11 protein-coding genes and 1 riboswitch are annotated in these 19,659 nt (G+C 41.9%); of the genes, 1 reads left to right on the top strand and 10 read right to left on the bottom strand.

Features of this window, described 5'->3' with window-relative positions; all coding sequences use genetic code 11:
* Positions 1 to 49 precede the first annotated feature (49 nt).
* From Q0465_RS12405 to Q0465_RS12375, 7 genes are all read right to left on the bottom strand, one after another.
* A complete protein-coding gene (locus tag Q0465_RS12405) occupies positions 50 to 2,242 on the bottom strand; it encodes an alpha-galactosidase (protein WP_298616680.1) in 2,193 nt (730 codons plus the stop codon).
* A gap of 134 nt (positions 2,243 to 2,376) precedes the next feature.
* Positions 2,377 to 3,060, bottom strand: a complete 684-nt coding sequence (locus Q0465_RS12400; RefSeq protein ID WP_298616759.1) for a thiamine diphosphokinase — start codon at positions 3,058 to 3,060, stop codon at positions 2,377 to 2,379.
* A 17-nt stretch (positions 3,061 to 3,077) separates the two neighbouring features.
* Positions 3,078 to 3,635 (bottom strand): nicotinamide riboside transporter PnuC, encoded by a 558-nt coding sequence (gene pnuC, locus Q0465_RS12395; RefSeq protein WP_298616679.1) that lies wholly within the window; start codon positions 3,633 to 3,635, stop codon positions 3,078 to 3,080.
* A 46-nt stretch (positions 3,636 to 3,681) separates the two neighbouring features.
* Positions 3,682 to 5,970 carry a TonB-dependent receptor gene (locus tag Q0465_RS12390; protein ID WP_298616678.1) on the bottom strand — a complete coding sequence of 763 codons (2,289 nt, stop codon included), beginning with the start codon at positions 5,968 to 5,970 and terminating at the stop codon, positions 3,682 to 3,684.
* A 26-nt stretch (positions 5,971 to 5,996) separates the two neighbouring features.
* Positions 5,997 to 6,094, bottom strand: a riboswitch (TPP riboswitch).
* Between the two features lie 162 nt (positions 6,095 to 6,256).
* On the bottom strand, positions 6,257 to 6,559 hold the full coding sequence (locus tag Q0465_RS12385) for a hypothetical protein (RefSeq protein WP_298616677.1): 303 nt from the start codon (positions 6,557 to 6,559) through the stop codon (positions 6,257 to 6,259).
* Between the two features lie 179 nt (positions 6,560 to 6,738).
* Entirely contained in the window at positions 6,739 to 10,278 is a 3,540-nt protein-coding gene (nifJ, locus tag Q0465_RS12380; RefSeq protein WP_298616676.1) for a pyruvate:ferredoxin (flavodoxin) oxidoreductase, read from the bottom strand.
* 127 nt (positions 10,279 to 10,405) lie between these two features.
* Complete coding sequence (locus Q0465_RS12375) at positions 10,406 to 11,584, bottom strand: AAA family ATPase (RefSeq protein ID WP_298616675.1); 1,179 nt, start codon at positions 11,582 to 11,584, stop codon at positions 10,406 to 10,408.
* Between the two features lie 348 nt (positions 11,585 to 11,932).
* On the opposite strand from Q0465_RS12375, the gene Q0465_RS12370 reads away from it, so the two are divergent.
* Positions 11,933 to 13,126, top strand: coding sequence for a C1 family peptidase (locus Q0465_RS12370; RefSeq protein WP_298616674.1), 1,194 nt, complete (start codon positions 11,933 to 11,935; stop codon positions 13,124 to 13,126).
* Between the two features lie 355 nt (positions 13,127 to 13,481).
* On the opposite strand, the gene rho is transcribed toward Q0465_RS12370, so the two are convergent.
* The 3 genes from rho to Q0465_RS12355 form a co-directional block, all read right to left on the bottom strand.
* On the bottom strand, positions 13,482 to 15,299 hold the full coding sequence (rho, locus tag Q0465_RS12365) for a transcription termination factor Rho (protein WP_298616673.1): 1,818 nt from the start codon (positions 15,297 to 15,299) through the stop codon (positions 13,482 to 13,484).
* 317 nt (positions 15,300 to 15,616) lie between these two features.
* Positions 15,617 to 17,083, bottom strand: coding sequence for a glycoside hydrolase family 125 protein (locus Q0465_RS12360; RefSeq protein WP_298616672.1), 1,467 nt, complete (start codon positions 17,081 to 17,083; stop codon positions 15,617 to 15,619).
* A gap of 71 nt (positions 17,084 to 17,154) precedes the next feature.
* Complete coding sequence (locus Q0465_RS12355) at positions 17,155 to 19,431, bottom strand: GH92 family glycosyl hydrolase (RefSeq protein ID WP_298616671.1); 2,277 nt, start codon at positions 19,429 to 19,431, stop codon at positions 17,155 to 17,157.
* Positions 19,432 to 19,659 lie beyond the last annotated feature (228 nt).

The raw sequence follows: 19,659 nt of genomic DNA, 5'->3' as shown, positions 1-19,659 counted from the left end.
GAATAGGGTCAGTTCCGGTAAACCTAAAACGAAAACAGTCTTTATAATTTTATTCTGACGTAATCTCTATGATATGGCTAGTCGTTGACTGAGTTGTAAAAACAGGCAATCCGACTTTCATCAGATAATCTCCGGAAAAAACTTTTCCATTTTCTGAAAATTTAGATTTCTGTCCCGGCATAAGATTGATTTCTTCCACCTTATACCGACAGCCGGGATCTAAGCCCTGTAAGCGGACCGGAAAAAGTTTTTCCCCAAAACGGGGATGAATAGTATAAGCATAAAGCACTGCTTTTTTCTTCTCTTTACTCACATACATCAAAGCGGCATGTTCAGCTTCATAAGGAGAAACCAAGCGGAACAGATCCCCACCTAAAATAACCGGTTTCAAGCGGTTAAAATTTACAACGGCTCCCCGGCAAAATGCCTGTTCTGCATCATTCAGATCTGTAATATTGATATCAAATCCCAGCTTTCCCATCATAGCCACATCAGTCCGGAACTTCAAGGGTTGTTTTCCCCAGCCCGTCACATGTGCGCATAGGGTCTTGGACGGGAAAAACTGAGAAAATCCCCACTGAATAAACAAACGCTCTACGGGATCAGTATTATCACTGGGCCAGAATTCCGTAAAATATTTTAACGCTTCATAATCGCAACGCCCGCCTCCGCCTGCACACAGCATCATCGGCAGATGCGGATATTTCACTTGAATACGTTCCAAAACACGGTAAATTCCCCGCACATGATCGACATACAACTGAGATTGCTTCTCTTTCAGGTAGGGAGAATAAATATTCGTAATCGGGCTATTACAATCCCATTTAAAAAAAGCAATCTCTGGGTGCTCCGTCATCAGTTTATCGACAATTCCATACACATAATCCTGTACCTTCGGATTACTTAAATCCAATACCAGTTGATTCCGGAAATAATAAGCCTCCCGGTCCGGCTGATGAATCACCCAATCCGGATGCTTTTGAAAAAGATCACTTTTCGGGTTGACCATTTCCGGTTCTATCCAGATCCCAAATTTTACACCGGCCTTTTCAGCTCCATTTACCAATGCTCCTATTCCATCCGGCAGTTTATCGTGCATAGGCTCCCAATCTCCTAAACCGGCTTTATCATTATTACGGGGATAATTATTTCCAAACCAGCCGTCGTCCAGTAAAAATAAATCCACACCTAAATGTTTAGCTTGCTGCATCAAGGCGAGCAATTTCTCTTCATTAAAATCAAAACCGGTACTCTCCCAATTATTCAGTAAAGTCAACCGGTCCGCCATTCCATCCTTTATCTGATAGCAACGGGCCCAATCGTGCAAATTACGGCTGGCTTCCCCACAACCCTTTTCACTCAGGGTAAAAATAAACTCAGGTGTTTTAAATAACTCTCCAGGCTTTAATTCATAGTGAGAAGCATACGGATTAATACCGGAGATCACCCTCAAATTTCCAGCGTTATCCACTTCAAAAGTAAACCGGAAATTTCCGGTCCATCCCAATGTTCCCAATAAAACCGTTCCTTGGGTTTCCGTCACCGGCTGTCCGAACCCCAATTGGAAAAACGGGGAAACATGCATAGCTGCCCGGGATCCTAGTTTCGTATCTATAATTTTCTTTCCGAATTGTAATTCCTGAACACTCATGCCCACCTCTTTTGCCCAGTCACCACTGAATTCTGTCAGGTAATAATGCGGGCTTTCAAAATAAAGCATAGCCGAAGCATACCGGAACAATGTCACCGGTTTTTTCTCTTTATGGCTGATTTCCGTCCACGTTTTAATGACATTTTCTTTATGAAAAGCCCTGTAATATAATTTGACTTCCACCGGATAAACCTCATCCCGTAACTGTACCCATGTCTCCGAAACATTCTCATTTATTTCCCGGGTACCGGAAGATATATATTTCAGCAGCGTCGTCATATTTCCGTCGTGATGAATCACGCCCAAAGCCGGCTCAAAATAATCCTCCATACCCGAAGCCGGATAAGCCTCCCAACCCTGTTTGGAAATACTTTCTCCCGAACCGGACCGGGTAGAAGCAGGAAAATGCTGCATATCGGATTCGTTAAGCAAACGGGGGCCTAAATAAGACTGATAAAGCCGCCCGTTAGCGGCAACCCGCAAGATTAAGTCTGTGGCATCCGTGGATATTCTCAAGACACCTTTGTCCACTGCATACAATTTCAATAATCCTCCGCAAAGAAATAAAAATAGTACCAACTGTCTTTTCATGAAGCAACACATTAAATTTACAATTTCAACAGGCAATAAAAAACACCCCTTCCCAACGAGAACAAATATAGTAATAAAGAAAGAAGCGGACCGGTCCTCTGCTGAAATCCCCCAACAATTTTTTAACTACCGGATTACAGGGGCCGGCTCCTCCCGGCCCCAGGCATATTTCCTCTATTATTATCATATACCCGGTATACCCACAGCCTTCCATCAGCATAAATTTTAAATGTATCCCCTATAGCTTCATTTAACGTTCCCTCCCACCAATTGGTAAACGCAGAAAGCGGATAAACCAAGCCTTCTCCGGCAAGCAGATGGCAATCCCGGTTGAACACAGACACCTGCTGTCCCGGAAAACATTCAAATCCGGCATTCCCGCAAACCGGCGTAAATACCCCGTAATCCGTCAGCATCTGTACTTCTGCCTGTTCCTGATAATCGGACAAAAGACTGATATTTCCGATCGTATGGTCTTCCCGTTTCCCCGTAGCTCCTAAAATAAAAAGCTTTTTCCACCCCTTTTTCAAGCAATACCGAAAAGCTTTACTCAAATCATTGGTCTCCTGCTCTGTTTCCCGATGAATCAAAGCAGCATACCGGTCCTGTACAGCAGGATTTAAAGAATCCCCGTCTCCCACAATGGCTTCAGGTATACGTCCCCGTTGTATCAAAGCTTCTGCTGCTCCGTCACAGCAAACAATCCGCCGGCAGCTACCTAAAAAAGACAAAGGTAAGGGATGAAGCGGGAAACTCCCGTCTGCCAATATAACCGCTTCCGGTTCATCTATCGTTTTCACCAAAGGGTAATAATTCATCATAAGTACTTTAATCACTAACGGACAATCATTTTCCGCCACTTTAAATAACCAAAGAAAGCAATAATTGTATAAAATCCATATAAACCGGCATAAAAAGGTAATCCTTTGTAGATATACAGGCCGCAACTCACCATATCGACAACCATCCAGACCAGCCATTGCTCCGCCTGTTTATACGCCAGCATCCACATAGCCGTTATGCTCAAGGCTGTTGTCAGACTATCCAGCCAGGGAACAGTACTATCCGTAAACCGGATCAGTATCCAGGCGATACCCAGCAACAAGAAAACAGAAATAACACTTAACGGGAGAATCTCTCTTAAAGGCGTATGTATTACCGGTCGTTCTTTTTTTTCACCTGTCCCCTTCAGCCATACCAGCCACCCATAAATACCCGCTAATAAATAATAGATGTTTATCCCGAAATCAGCATATAATCCGGCCCTGTAATAGACCATCAGGCTTAAAGCCGGCATAATAATTCCCGCTGCCCAAAGCCAGATACTGGCTTTGTATTCGAACCAGAGATAAAATAATCCGACAATCGTTCCTATTATTTCTAACCCATTCATTAACTGCAATTAAATAAGAAAACCAACATAACTTGACTCAGTATTACTAAAAGCGGAATGTCAAATAAGCCAATGCATTGATTCCGGCATTGGGATAATAGGCTGCATAAGAAATGATTTCCGGTTTTACGCCTGCAGGTTTTGTACCGTCTGTTGACGGATAGACAGCCGTACAGCTGGCATAACCATTACTTTCATATTCTTCGTCAAATAAATTATATACCGATATCCCTAATGTAACAGCTTGTGTCAAAGGCAATTTAAAAGTATAACTCAAATTCAGATTATTTACGAAATAAGCATCCAATGTACATGTTTTATCCCCTGAATTATTCAGATATTGTTTGCTCACATATTGGGATTGAAAAGAAGCATTCCATCCTTTATGTTGAAAAGAGAACAGACTATTCAGCATAAAATCGGGAGAAAATGAGATCGGGCTGGATCCCAGATAACGGGTTGTCTGCGAAATTTTACCTTCTTCTGTATATAAATCATTCCAGTTAAGATCGACATCGTTCATATATTCCGTATAATGTTTTATCCGGTTACGGCTATAAGTGGCATTTACATCCCAATGCAACCAATCGGCAAACCGAACCCCTGCCGAAAATTCCGCACCCGTCCGGTAACTCTCTTTAACATTTGCCGACACAGCCTCCCCAATTTCATTTAACTGACCGGTCAGCACCAGCTGATCCCGGTAATCCATATAATACAAATTTATACCAACAGAAAAACGGGACGAACGGAAATTATATCCGAATTCATAATCCGACAGGCATTCGGCCTTCGGCAATTCGGTAAAAAAACCGTCTGTATAATTATTCCGGGTCGGTTCTTTTTGTGCAACAGCAAAGGAAATATACATACTGTTTTTTTCATTTATTTGGTAAAATAAACCGGTTTTCGGATTAAAAAAACGAAACGTTTCATTCAAATCCAAAGGCTGCATATGCCCGGCATTCCAATCCCATTTGTCATTTATTCCCCGGATGGTATAACGGATATAACGATACTGCAAATCGGCATAAAAATATAAACTGCGGACCAACTCATAATTTATACGTCCATAGACATTGGCATCTAATTTTCTGCCCGTATTGTCGTAAAAGCGATGGTCCGGATCCACATCGCCTATATAATTTTTCACCCAAATGACATTTCCATCGTGATTATTTACGTATTTATGAACACCTCCTCCCCAAGTCATTTGTAATTTGTCCGAATGATAATTTAAAGAAAATACCATTCCACCGAAATCACTTGCTACATTTTTCTTCCGGATCAAATCACTCCTTTTTACAGGTTCCGGCAAACCGGGTATTTCATAGGGTTTTAGTCCGTATTCCACTAACGAACGCTTGTTTTTATATTCCTGATAATAGCCTTTTCCGTTCGTATAATGAAAAGCGATATTCAAATTCCACTCCGGATTAAAAATATGATTAAAAAGGAGTTGATAATGTGTCTGACGGTATACATCCAACTGATCTTTGTAAAAACCGATTACCTCTCCTTTTTCATTTTCAATTTTGCCATTCGGGTTATAAGTACGGTTTGTATCCAAAGTCTGCCGCGGGATACCATCCCATGCGTGGTAAGTTTCCTCTCTTCCGCTGAAAGTAATTAACTTAACAATTGTGCGTTCTCCATAATAACCGGCCTGCGCGAAATAAGATTTCAACTTTGCAGAAGCCCTGTCCCGGTAGCCATCACTCGCAATATGTGACAACCGCAAATCAAAAGCCCAGCGATTGTGCAACAAACCGGTTCCGGTTTTTACCGTTTCCCTCTGCGTATTGAAAGAACCATACGAACCGTTCAACTCTGCATAGGGAACGGGAGCAGCATTTTCCGTTTGCATATTGATACTGCCTCCAAAAGCCCCGGCTCCGTTTGTAGAAGTCCCGGCCCCCCTTTGTATCTGAATATCCTGCAAGGAGGAAGCCAAGTCCGGAGTATTTACCCAAAAGATCGAATGACTTTCTGCATCATTCATAGGTATCCCGTTGGCTGTAACATTAATACGGGTCGCATCTGTACCCCGGATCCGGACGCCGGTATACCCAATACCCGAGCCGGCATCTGTAGTCGTCAGTACAGAAGGTGTCATCGTCAAAAGAAAAGGTAAATCCAATCCGACATTCTGTTTCTTTATGTTCTCCTTATTCAAATTGACAAAGGCTATGGGAGTCCGGGTTGTAGCCCGCGTTGCCAATACCTGCACTTCTTCCAACTGGATATGTCGCAATGTATCCGCCGCTTCATTTTCCGCAACGGCCCAATAGCTCACTCCCAGCAAAGCTATCGTTAATCCGATTTTTTTATTCATTTTTTTGCTTAATGATAACAGAAAGGCGCACATCTGTTACATCTTCCCTTCGCCGGCATTACCCGGAACAGGTTCAATGGGTATAATCTCAGCCCGTCATTTTCAGGCACCCCTTCTGGTGGTTAATAATGATTACAAAGGTAACCTATTTTTACAGGATTACAATACCCTCCTGCTGATATCCCGGTTATCCCAAAAAATATCCAAAGCCAGCCTTGACTTTGGATACCCTGAATGATTCATAAAATATTGTATTCGCAGTCTCCGGTTTCATTTTCCCTTTCGCTCAAAGCGTCACAAATGCTGCCAATGCCCCGAATACTACTAATAAAAAGACAATTCCAATCAAAGAAATAACCAAACCTGCTATAGCTAATCCCTTGGGAGACCTGAACATGCCACAAACAGAAAAAATAAGTCCCAACAACCAGATAACCCAGCCTAAAAAAGGAATCCAGCCTAAAAATAAAGCAATTAAAGCCAGTACAAAACCAGCCGTACCCAATCCATTGGAACGGGAAACAGCCTGCTGGTTAATTATAATTGTTTGTTTAGGCTGTTCTTGATTTTTTACCTCTAATTCTTCCATAAAATTTCTTTTAATTCATAAATTCTATTTTCCCAATACAACTTTGGATTTAAAATCAAATGTAATAAAAAAACCTATCAGATGTATTTTTATGTAAATATTTTTCTGCGATCTGTCAAAAAGAAGCCTGCCACATCACAAGCAGGATCGTGGCAGGCCTTTCATTTTCTATAGAAAGATTATTGTTCGCCGTATTTCATTTCAGCATGACGTTTATACCCTTCGTATCTCCACCTTGCATTCTCTTCTGTCATCTGGAACAGCTTTTCTGCATCCTCCGGAGCGGCTTTCACCAATGAATTAAAGCGGACTTCTCCCATCAGGAAGTCACGGAATTTAGAATAATCCGGAGCTTTGGAATCCAACTGGAAAGGGTTCTTTCCTTCCGCTTCAAGTAACGGATTGTAACGGTACAATTGCCAGTAACCGCATTCGACAGCTTTCTTCTCCTCCGCCTGTGATTTACCCATGCTGGCTTTTAAACCATGATTAATACAAGGAGCATAAGCAATTATCAGAGAAGGACCGGGATAAGCTTCAGCTTCCTTAATGGCTTTCATATACTGGGCCTGGTTAGCTCCCATTGCGACCTGAGCTACATATACATAGCCATAGGACATAGCCATCATTCCCAAATCTTTCTTGCGTACACGCTTACCACTGGCAGCAAATTTAGCTACCGCTCCTGTAGGGGTAGCTTTTGAAGACTGACCTCCTGTATTCGAATAAACTTCCGTATCCATAACCAGTATGTTTACATCGTGTCCGCTAGCCAATACATGGTCAACTCCACCGTAACCGATATCGTATGCCCATCCGTCTCCACCAAAGATCCATTGGGATTTTTTAGTAAAATATTGTTTTAAATCCAATATTTCATTAGCAACAGGAGTATTCTCTTTTTCCAAAGCGACAGCCAAAGCATCACTGGCAGCCACGGTTTTATCTCCATCCTCATAAGCGGCTATCCAATCATTTACGGCATTCTGCGTCTCGGAAGAGAAAGAATTGATGTTTTCATCCAACAATCTCTTTACTCTCTCCCTCAGGCGGTTGGCTCCCTCTGCCATACCGAAACCATATTCAGCATTATCTTCAAACAAAGAGTTAGCCCAAGCGGGTCCGCGTCCCGTCTTATAATTCGTACAATAAGGAGTAGAAGGAGCAGAAGCTCCGTATATGGAAGAACAACCTGTCGCATTGGCGACCATCATTCTTTCCCCGAACAACTGAGTGATCAATTTGATATAAGGTGTTTCCCCACAACCAGCACAGGCTCCGGAAAATTCGAACAAAGGCTGAACAAACTGAGAATTTTTTACATTATTCGGTTCAACCACTTTTTTATAACCTACCTTTTTATCCATGTATTCCCAACGTTCAATCTCGGCCGCCTGACTTTCCAGAGATTTCATAATCAAGGCCTTGTTCTTAGCCGGACAAACATCTGCACAGTTTCCGCAGCCGGTACAATCGAGCGGAGATACCTGAATCTTGAATTTATAACCGGCTAATTCCTTCCCTACAGCTGGTTTAGCCACTGTTCCGGCAGGTGCTGCCGCCAATTCTTCATCAGTCATCAGGAAAGGACGGATAGAAGCATGAGGACATACATAAGCGCATTGATTACATTGTATACAATTCTCAACCTGCCATTCCGGCACATTCACGGCAATTCCCCGTTTTTCAAATTTGGAAGTTCCGTTAGGGAAAGTCCCATCTTCTCTTCCGACAAAAGCACTTACAGGCAAATCGTCCCCTTTCTGTGCGTTCATTACGTCTACTACATTACGGATGAATTCAGGGCGTGCTTCATTTTGTGCCGGCATTTCATCGGGTAAATTCTTCCATTCAGACGGGATTTCTACTTTTACCAGATTTCCTTCTTTTCCTCCGGCATCTACCGCAGCAAAGTTCATACTGACAATAGCTTCCCCTTTCTTACCATAAGTCTTCACAATTGCAGATTTCATCTCCTGAACTGCCAGTTCATAAGGAATTACATTGGTAATCTTAAAGAAAGCACTCTGCATAATGGTATTGGTCCGGTTGCCCAGTCCTAATTCCTGTCCAATCTTCGTACCGTTAATGATATAAAAATTAATATCATTTTCAGCCATATATTTTTTCATATGGTTCGGCAAATGTTTTTTCGTTTCCTCTTCATCCCAAAGTGAATTCAAGAGGAAGGAACCTCCTTTTTTCAATCCCTTCAATACATCGTACTGATTGATATATGCCGGTACATGGCAAGCCACAAAGTCAGGAGTCGTAATCAAATAAGTGGAACGTATCGGTTCATCCCCGAAACGCAGGTGAGAAGCCGTAAAACCTCCCGATTTTTTGGAATCATAAGCAAAATAAGCCTGACAATATTTATCCGTTGCACCACCGATGATTTTGATGGAATTTTTGTTTGCTCCCACCGTACCATCAGAACCTAAACCATAAAATTTAGCCTCGTAGGTCGTATCATGTGTCACTTTTACTTCTGCTTCCAAAGGCAGGGATTTAAAAGTAACGTCATCTACTATTCCAACAGTAAACTGATTTTTAGGCTCGTTGAAAGTCATATTCTTATAGATAGCAATGATCTGGGCCGGAGTCACATCCTTAGAGCCCATTCCGTAACGTCCACCAACGATCAGGGGAGCATTGGGCTGCCCATAGAATATATCCTTTACATCCAGGTAAAGGGGATCTCCATTCGCACCCGGTTCTTTGGTCCGGTCGAGTACCGTAATCCGCTTTACAGAAGCCGGTACAGCTTCCATAAAATACTTAGCAGAGAAAGGACGGTACAAATGTACGGCAATCAAACCCACTTTTTCACCTTTAGCCATCTTATAGTCTATCACTTCCCGTATGGTATCGGTGATAGACCCCATAGCAATAATAATATTTTCAGCATCCGGAGCTCCGTAATAATCAAAAGGACGATATTTTCTTCCGGTAATTTCAGACATTTTGTCCATATAATAAGCAACAATATCCGGAACGACGTCATAAAACTTATTTGCAGCTTCTCTGCCCTGAAAATAGATATCCGGATTCTGAGCCGTTCCGCGGGTAACCGGGGTCTCGGAATTCAAAGAACGTTTACGGAAAGCCTGTAAAGCTTCCATATCGACCAGGTCCCTGAGATCTTCCATATCGATTGCCTCGATTTTCTGAATTTCATGGGAAGTACGGAAACCATCGAAGAAATTTACAAACGGCACACGGGATTTAATGGCCGTCAAATGAGATACAGCTGATAAGTCCATCACTTCCTGAACCGAACCGGAAGCCAACATGGCAAAACCAGTTTGACGAGCAGCATAAACGTCAGCATGATCCCCGAAAATATTTAAAGCATGAGCAGCTAGTGCACGCGCACTCACATGGAATACACAAGGCAGTAACTCTCCGGCTATTTTATACATATTGGGGATCATTAACAATAACCCCTGAGAAGCGGTATAGGTAGTTGTCAGCGCTCCAGCCTGCAATGAACCATGAACGGCACCGGCAGCACCGGCTTCCGATTGCATTTCAATAACCCGAACAGTTTCCCCGAACATGTTCTTACGTCCTTTTGCGGCCCATTCATCCACGTTCTCTGCCATAGGCGAAGACGGAGTAATGGGATAGATGCACGATACTTCACTGAACATATAAGCAATATGCGCAGCTGCAGCGTTACCATCACAAGTTAAAAATTGTTTTTCTTTTGCCATCTTTATAAAATTAAATGAATTTTATTGCAACTGAAAATCAGCAATTAAAATGATTGATTCTACCTTTTTTGATTGCTAATATCCGTTTTCCTAGTTTATTATTTAATATGTAATTTCATTTTTCCCTTCAATATACAAATCCTGCTAACCACAAAGGAATGATATTTCCTTTTCCCCTTTCTGCCATATCTTCCATGACAATACCTTCTCCCTGATTCCTCACTCTTTCTCCTTCCCGGCAAACATTTACATTATAAATTCCATCAATCAGGAAGTCTGCATTTTCTGTATAATTAATCCGGTGTACAGGACATAATTGACTCAATAAAAATGTCTTATGCATTACCCCTGTATCTACTTCATCTAAACATACGGCATTCAACAGATTTGGGTTATGAATATATAATTTATTTGGTTTCCGCCCACTGTCCTCTCCATCTTCCTCCGGGAGGAGCAAGGTGAGTAAACGGGCATTTTTCATATAATAAAGATAATTCAGTACTGTTGCCCGGGAAACACCTATCTCATTGCTTAGTTTACTGATATTCACAGTACAACTGTTATCCTTCGCCACAATATACAATAATTTTTTAAGTTTGGTCAGATACTTCAGTTCGATCTGATTATTATAAGGAATATCAAACTCTAAAGTCAAATTGATATTTTTTAAAAGATAATCAATATGCGATTTTTCTCCCAGATATATAGGGTAATAACCATAACGGAGATAATTCCCAAAATAAGCCAGCGGCCGTATCCGGCATAAAATATCGTTTACAATTTTCTCGTGGTTTTCTACAATTTCCGGAAAAGAAAATACCGGAAAATGAATACCGGTTTCCAACTCCAGAAATTCCCGGAAAGACAAACCACTCAGATTGTACATATCCACTATCCCTTTTAAATATTCATTCGATTTCACCCGTACAATAGAAGAAATGGTAAATACAATTTGTAAATCCGGAAAAGACCGGTAACAAGCCAGTAGTTCTATATCCCAACCCGGATATTTATGTACCTGATCCAATAATATTACTTTTCCCCCCAATTTATAAAAATGCTCTACAAAATGATACAGCCCCTCATCTGCAAAAAAAAGATTATTCAAATTTACATATAAACAAGAATTGTCTTCAGCATAATAGTTCCGGCAATATTCCAGCAAAAAATTGGTTTTCCCTACTCCCCGGCTTCCCTTCACTGCAATTAAGCGGCTGTTCCGGTTAATTTTATCTGAAAGTCCCCGGCGTATAACTGATGTACGCTCTTTTAAAAGTGTAATATGTGTACTGCGTAAACTATCCATTTCTTTCCTTCTGACATGCAAATATAAAAGAAAAATAAGCAAATTGCAATCTCGATATTGCAATTTTTGATAAAAATTACTATTTAGACTTATTACAAATAGGTTTTAAACTAAAAATAAAAGTTGATAAGGAAAATTTTACAATCACAATAAGGAAAGACAGCGAAAACGTTTACAAAAACACGATCCAATCACTGTTTCTTTTTTTATAAATCGTGTAAAAAATTACCCTTAAAGCGAGGTAGCTTACTTATACATCAAGTACAATAATTAAAATATCATACGATTTGCTAAAGTTATCCAATAAAGTTAGTACCTTGTCCTTGTTAAAATTCAAATCTTACATCTATGATAAAATCTGTATTTTTCAGTTTAGGGATTATCCTGTCTTTAGGGATATCCACTCTTTGGGCACAAAAAAATGCTCCTCGTTCGGGTTATCAGTTTAAAGAAATAGCCGATTTAAAAGCGACCCCTGTTAAGAATCAGGCTAATAGCGGTACCTGTTGGTGTTATGCAACCATTTCTTTTCTGGAATCCGAATTACTACGGATGGGGAAACCGGCTTATGATTTATCAGAAATGTATGTGGTCCGGAATACTTATTTCGAAAAAGGAAAGCGTTATTTCCGTTTTTACGGTAAAAATAACCTCAACGAAGGAGGACAAGCCCATGACGTAATGGAAATGATTGTTAAATACGGACTTGTTCCGGAAGAGGTATACTCCGGCTTGGAATACGGCACAACAAGTCACGACCACCGGGAGATGGTCAGCGGTTTAATCGGTTTTATGTCCGGCATTACGAAAGCCAGAAATATCACAACAGCCTGGCCCAAAGCCTTGATGTCTATTATAGAAAGTTATTTGGGAGAAGCCCCGGAAAAATTCAGTTTTCAGGGACAGGAATATACTCCTAAAAGTTTTGCCAATGAATTGGGAATTCATCCGGAAGACTATATTGAGCTGACTTCCTACCAGGCTTATCCCTTTTATGAAGCCGTAGAACTGGAAATTCCGGATAACTGGATGCACGGTCGTTATTATAATGTACCGCTAGCGGATTTGATTGCCGTTATGCACAACGCCTTGGAAAACGGTTACACCATAGCCTGGGACGGGGATGTCAGCGAACAAGGTTTTAATCACAGTAAAGGGCTGGCCATACTTCCCACCGATGAACCGAATAATATGAGCAGCAGCGACCGGGCCCGCTTTGAAAAACTGCCGGAAGCAGAAAAAAGTAATCTTTATTCGTTTGTTTCCCCTGTACCCGAATTGCAGGTAAATGACCAGAACCGTCAGGAAACTTTCGATAAACGGAAAACGACGGACGATCATCTCATGCATTTGACGGGATTATTGCAGGACCAAAACGGAACTTATTATTATAAAACCAAAAATTCCTGGGGTACAGAGAGAAATCCTTTCGGAGGCTATTTGTATATGTCTGAACCTTACGTAAAAATGAAAACAACAGCCATTCTTATTCACAAAGACGCCATTCCCCAAGATATAAAAGAAAAGCTAAAGCTGAATTGAGTACCTACTCGGAATAACAAGGGCTAACACATTTATTGCTTCGGGATATTTACGGAATACCCCGAAGCAATTTGTTTAAAATCAGGTGGTTAGAATCTCCTGCAATCAGAAATCTGTAAGTGTTTTATCTTACAACTGCTTATTACGAAAACTGAAGGGACAGACTCACAACAAATGAATAAAAGAAGGGGCCTGATTTCGATTCAGGGTATCTTGTACAGGATTATTATCTATCTGAAAATCCGAACAGAAACGAACCTCAGTTTCTAAAAGGATGTAATCCAGAATTTTAGTCCGGTTTATCTGCGCACATTCATTCCCTAACCCCAACGGGCCTCTTCTTTCTGTGAGTATTCTATTGATCGTTCATCGAAACGAGAAATTCTTCATTGGATTTTGTTTTTTCCAAACGGTCTTTTACAAATTCCATTGCTTCAATAGAATTCATATCGGTCAAGTAATTCCGGAGGATCCAAATCCGGTTTAATACATTGGCATCCAACAAAAGGTCTTCACGGCGTGTACTGGAAGCCGTAATATCGACAGCCGGATAAATACGTTTATTCGACAATTTCCGGTCGAGCTGCAATTCCATATTACCTGTTCCTTTGAATTCTTCAAAGATTACGTCGTCCATCTTGGAACCGGTCTCAGTCAAAGCTGTCGCTAAAATGGTCAGAGAACCGCCGTCCTCTATATTCCGGGCTGCTCCGAAGAAACGTTTCGGTTTGTGCAGAGCATTCGCATCGACACCTCCGGAAAGTACTTTCCCGGATGCCGGTGATACAGTATTGTAGGCCCGCGCCAAACGGGTTATGGAATCCAGCAGTATCACGACATCATGCCCGCACTCAACCATTCGTTTGGCTTTTTCCAGAACAATATTAGCGACTTTCACATGGCGTTCCGCCGGTTCGTCAAAAGTAGAAGAGATCACTTCAGCGTTTACACTGCGGGCCATATCAGTTACTTCCTCCGGACGCTCATCTATCAGCAATATGATCAGATATACTTCAGGATGATTGGCAGCAATAGCATTGGCAATCTCTTTCAACAAAACAGTCTTACCGGTTTTCGGCTGAGCTACAATCAATCCCCTCTGTCCTTTTCCGATAGGGGCAAACATATCTACAACCCGGGTAGAAATAGTGGCTTTTCCATTCCCTGTAATATTGAATTTCTCGTTCGGGAACAGTGGTACCAAATGATCGAAAGGAATACGGTCCCGCACAGCTTCCGGAGATTTTCCATTAATTTTCTCCACTTTAATTAAAGGAAAATATTTTTCTCCTTCTTTCGGAGGACGTACCGTACCTTCTACTGTATCTCCTGTCTGCAAACCGAAAAGCTTGATCTGGCTCTGAGAAACATAAATATCATCCGGTGAATTCAGATAATTATAATCCGAAGAACGTAAAAATCCATAACCATCCGGCATTATTTCCAAAACTCCGGCATTATTGATAATACCTTCAAATTCATAGTATTTATCTCTCTTATCAAATTTCATTTTACCGGGATTCGCATTTCCGTTCCCGTTAGGATTTCCGTTATTCGCATTCCCATTCTCTTTTTCCCTATGATCTTCATAATGCTCTTCTCCCTCCTCAACCTGTAACTGAGGTTCCGGTTGCATATCCCCGTTATCCATCGGATAATCGTAATCACTCTTTGTATATTCTTCTTCCGGCTCAATTCCGCTGAAGTCCAAATCTTTCTCTATAATATCCCTGTGATTTAAATGTACGTTTTTTTCCTTTACCGGACGTTCCTGATAACGGGTACGCTTCTGTTCCTTACGTTCCTGAGGACGTTCCGTCTGTACAGTTTCCTCTGCAACAGCAGCTTGCTGTTCCGTACGAACGTCTTCCCGTTTCACCTCTTCCCGCTTGGCAAATTTAGGTACACCTCCTTTGGAATCCCCTACTTTTTCGACTGAACGGACAACGCGCACCCGGGGTTTACGTCCTCTTTTCCCAGCCCCTTCCTGCTGATTAGCTGCAGCCTCTGTTACTACGGTACGTATCTCAGCTGCCGCAATAGCCTGCTGATCCAAAATTTTATAAATAAGTTCCTGTTTTTTATAAGCTTCTATACGCTTAATGTTTAAATCCTTCGCAATTTGCCGCAACTCGGTCAGCAATTTGTCATTCAATTCTAAAATGTCGTACATATAACGATTTAAAGGGTATTTAATTTTGTAGAAATATCACCTGGCATGAACCAGATGGAAATGAATATGCTACAAAATTAAGAATAAAAATTTTTATAACAAAATTGTTAATATGAATTCTTTAAGAAGAGAGAAGAAAATGTGTAAACGGTTATATGATTAAGGATAATTCGTACCTGATGAAGACTTATCTTACGACTCGCCGATGAACGAACCTTCGGTCCGGATGAATTCCTTAACCCCTAATGACAATTCCGTCAATCAGCGAAATGTAAATCAAATTCCCCCAGAAGCATTTATCCAAGACTTAAACCCCTCTATAAATTATTCAAAAGCGTTATTTTTTTGTTTTCGATTAATTTCAATATTAATTCACCGAATAAAGTATTGGCCCAGGCAAACCAGTGACGGGTAAATTTTGCAGGATCATCCTTGTGGAAAGATTCATGCATAAAACCTGTATCCCCGTCTGTATCTCTCAACATTTTTACACATTCCCGTATTTCCTCATCCTCATTACTCGTCATTGCCTTCATAATGATACTCATGGGCCAGATCATATCGTATCCGATATGAGGTCCCCCTATTCCTTCCCCCGCTATACCCTTGAAAAAATAAGGGTTATCTTTGCTCCAGATCCTTCGGCGGGTATTCTGATATACGGGGTCTTTCCGGGATATTATTCCCAGATAAGGCATCGCCAATAAACTCGGAACATTTGCATCGTCCATAAAATAATAATTTCCGAATCCATCGGTTTCAAAAGCATAGATTTTTCCGTATTTCGGATGCCGGACAATAGCATAACGCTGAACAGCTGCCCGGACTTCCTCGCTCAGTTGCCGGCATTCTGCAGCCAACCGTCCGTTCCCCTTTACTTTTTCCAGCATTTCCCCCATCTGTCGTAAAGAAAGCACAGCAAACAGATTGGAAGGTATCAGAAAGCCAAAAGTAGTAGCATCATCCGAAGGACGGAAACAGGAAACGATTAACCCGACAGGACGAACCGGATTTCCCCAGCCGTCATTGCTCAACGTATCCAATTGCCGCTCTGTCCTCCGCTGAAATTTATAAGGACCGCGCCCTGTTTTCCGCTGTTGTTCTTTAAACGTCTGTACAATAAGCGTCATTGCCCTTTCCCAATCCGAATCAAAAACAGTGGTATCCCCGGTCGTTCTCCAGTAATGATAAGCCAAACGTACCGGATAGCAAAGGGAATCGATCTCCCATTTCCGTTCGTGTATATAAGGTTTCATTTCTGTCAGATCAGAAGCCCATTCGCTGGACTCACTCCCATGTGTAAAGCTGTTTGCATAACGGTCCAAAAGGATACATTGAGTCTGCCGACGGATAACGCCGGCAATCAGTAAACGCAGGGATTCATCTTTTTTACACAAAGGCAGATACGGCCAGACCTGAGCTCCAGAATCCCGCAACCACATTGCATTTATATCCCCGGTAATTACAAAGGTATCGGGCTTTTCTCCTTTCATCTTAAAATCGACAGTGGTATCCAATGTATTCGGAAAGCAATTCTCAAACATCCGACTTAGCTTCGGATCCTTCAATTGTTTTTTCACTTCCGAAATTGTCTCTTCCACAGCTTCTGAAGTAAAATGACGCTCACCCGTCGCCACACGTGTGGTTTTATAATCTTTTGCAGCAGCCAGGCTGATGCCTGCCGGCAGTTCCTTACCCATCAAGCGTCCCAGAGGTGTTCCGGCCAAAGCCGTTGCTGCAAGGGCCATTCCCCCCTGCCTGATAAAATCCCGTCTTGTAACCATATCACATCTTTCTTCTGTTTAAGCCAAACGACTACCTTTCCCGTACACCGGGAAAAGCTGCCCCCGTTTATCTATTTACTATAAGAATAAGGGTAAGCCTGTAAAGCGGTTCCCCTTTTCTGATTCGGTTTACCGTCCATACGGAAATCCAAAGCCGCTCCCCTCATTAAGTCTCCGTAACTCAAATAATTTTTGTCATACGGTTTTCCGTTTATTTTCAATTCTTTTATATAAGGTGTATCTCCTTTATTATTTGGAGCCGTAATGACAATTTCTTTCCCCTTTTCCAAATGAATCCGGGCTTTCCGGACCAAAGGCGATCCCAGTACATACTGATCGCTTCCCGGACAAACCGGATAAAACCCTAAGCTGGAAAACACGTACCAGGCGGAAGTCTGTCCGTTATCCTCATCCCCGCAATACCCATCGGGCGTAGGCCGGTACATCCGGTCCATAGTCTGTCTTACCCAATACTGGGCTTTCCAGGGTTCCCCTGCATAATTATATAAATAAATCATATGCTGAATCGGTTGGTTTCCATGCGCATAGTTTCCCATATTCATAATCTGCATTTCCCGGATTTCGTGAATAACCCCTCCGTAATAACTATCGTCAAAGAGAGGAGGTACCTTAAATACGGAATCCAACATACCGATGAAATGCGGGTAACCTCCCATTAAATCAGCCAAACCTTGTACATCATGGAAAACACTCCAGGTATAATGCCAGCTATTCCCTTCCGTAAATGCATCCCCCCATTTCAGCGGATTGAAAGGAGACTGAAAAGTTCCGTCTTCATTTTTCCCCCGCATTAAATTGTGCTCCGGGTCAAAAAGATGACGGTAATTCTGGCTCCGTTTCAGGTAAAGGTCTATCTCTGCCTGAGGACGTCCCAGCTTTTTTCCGACCTGGGCAATACACCAATCGTCGTAAGCATACTCCAGCGTACGGGCAGCACTTTCTTTAATTCCGACATTATAAGGGACATACCCCAACTGATTGTAATATTCATACCCGCAACGGCCGGTAGATTTTATTTTGGGATGACAACTGTTGGCAGTGGCCAGCATGGCTTCATACAAAGGCAAATGATATTCCCGGGGAGTGATATTTTTTAATATTGCATCCGATACAACGGAAGCCGAATTATTCCCTACCATACATCCCCTATGGCCGGGAGAAGCCCATTCCGGGAGGAAACCGCTTTCTTTATAGGTATTCAGCAATCCCTCCTGAATTTTTGCATTCATAGCCGGATAGGCAAAATTCAGCAAAGGAAAAAGACAACGGAAGGTATCCCAAAAACCGGTGTCCGTGAACATATACCCCGGTAATACTTGTCCATTGTATGGGCTGTAATGGACAGGCTTACCATCTGCTCCGTATTCGTAAAACATCCTCGGGAATAAAACCGAACGGTATAAACAGGTATAGAAAGTCCGCATCTGATCCAGATCCGCCTCAATTTCAAAGACACCCAATACCCTGTTCCACGCCTGTTCGCCCTCCGATTTAACTTCTTCAAAATTTTTCTCACCCAATTCTCCTAAATTCCGTTCTGCCTGTTCAAAGCTGATAAAAGAGGAAGCAACCCGGGCATGGACCTTTTCCCCCCGGCGGGTTTTAAATCCCACAACAGCCCCTACATGATTGTCTTTCAATTCCTTCCCTTCACAAACTTTACCGTCTTTCCATACAGCAAAATACTCCAAAGGCTTATCCAGCAAAATGACAAAATAATTTTTGAAATCCGGAGGCACTCCCCCGCTGTTTCGCGTAGTATAACCTACGATTTTGTTCTCTTCAGGAATAATATGAATATAGGATCCCCGGTCGAATGCATCTATCACAATCCGGCTCTCCCCGGATTCCGGAAAAGTCATCCGGAAAAAAGCAGCCCGTTCCGTAGGCGTTATCTCCGTCAAAATATCGTGCTCTGCTAAATAAACACTGTAGTAATAAGGTTTCGCCACTTCAGCTTTATGGGAAAACCAACTGGCTCTTTCCTCTTCCGTAATTTTATTCCCCACTACCGGCATGATGGAAAACTGCCCGTAATCGTTAATCCAAGGACTGGGCTGATGAGTTTGTTTAAACCCTTTCAAACGGTAATGATCGTACACATAAGCCCATCCGTTTCCCATCTTACCGGTTTGAGGCATCCAGAAATTCATACCCCAGGGACGCGCTATTGCAGGGTAAGTGTTACCTGTGGATAACTGAATTTCAGAAAGTGTACCCATTAAAGGATTTACATAATCCACATAATTTTTCCCGTACGGAACAGCCTTTACGGTTCCGCTCAATAGCCCGGCTAAGGCTAAACATACGAACAATTGTTTTCTCATTTGCCTGAAGATTCATTAAAATATTACCTGACACCTTTCCCATCAAACGTCTTTAAATTTATATTTTTAAACGTTTCTTATCGTTTGGTGAAGATAATGTCCTCCCCCTAAATCACCAAATTTTCTTTCCTTTTTTTACTCCGCTCTTCCGTGTCCTTCCTCGGATTCCGGCATTTCCATTAATTTTCCTTCCCCCTGTTCAATACGAACATCTCCAAAAGTGAGCCC

This window comes from uncultured Odoribacter sp., assembly GCF_937966165.1.
Classification (GTDB): Bacteria; Bacteroidota; Bacteroidia; order Bacteroidales; family Marinifilaceae; genus Culturomica.
The sequence above is the reverse complement of the archived record's forward strand: the minus strand, read 5'-3'. Positions and strand labels throughout refer to the sequence as shown.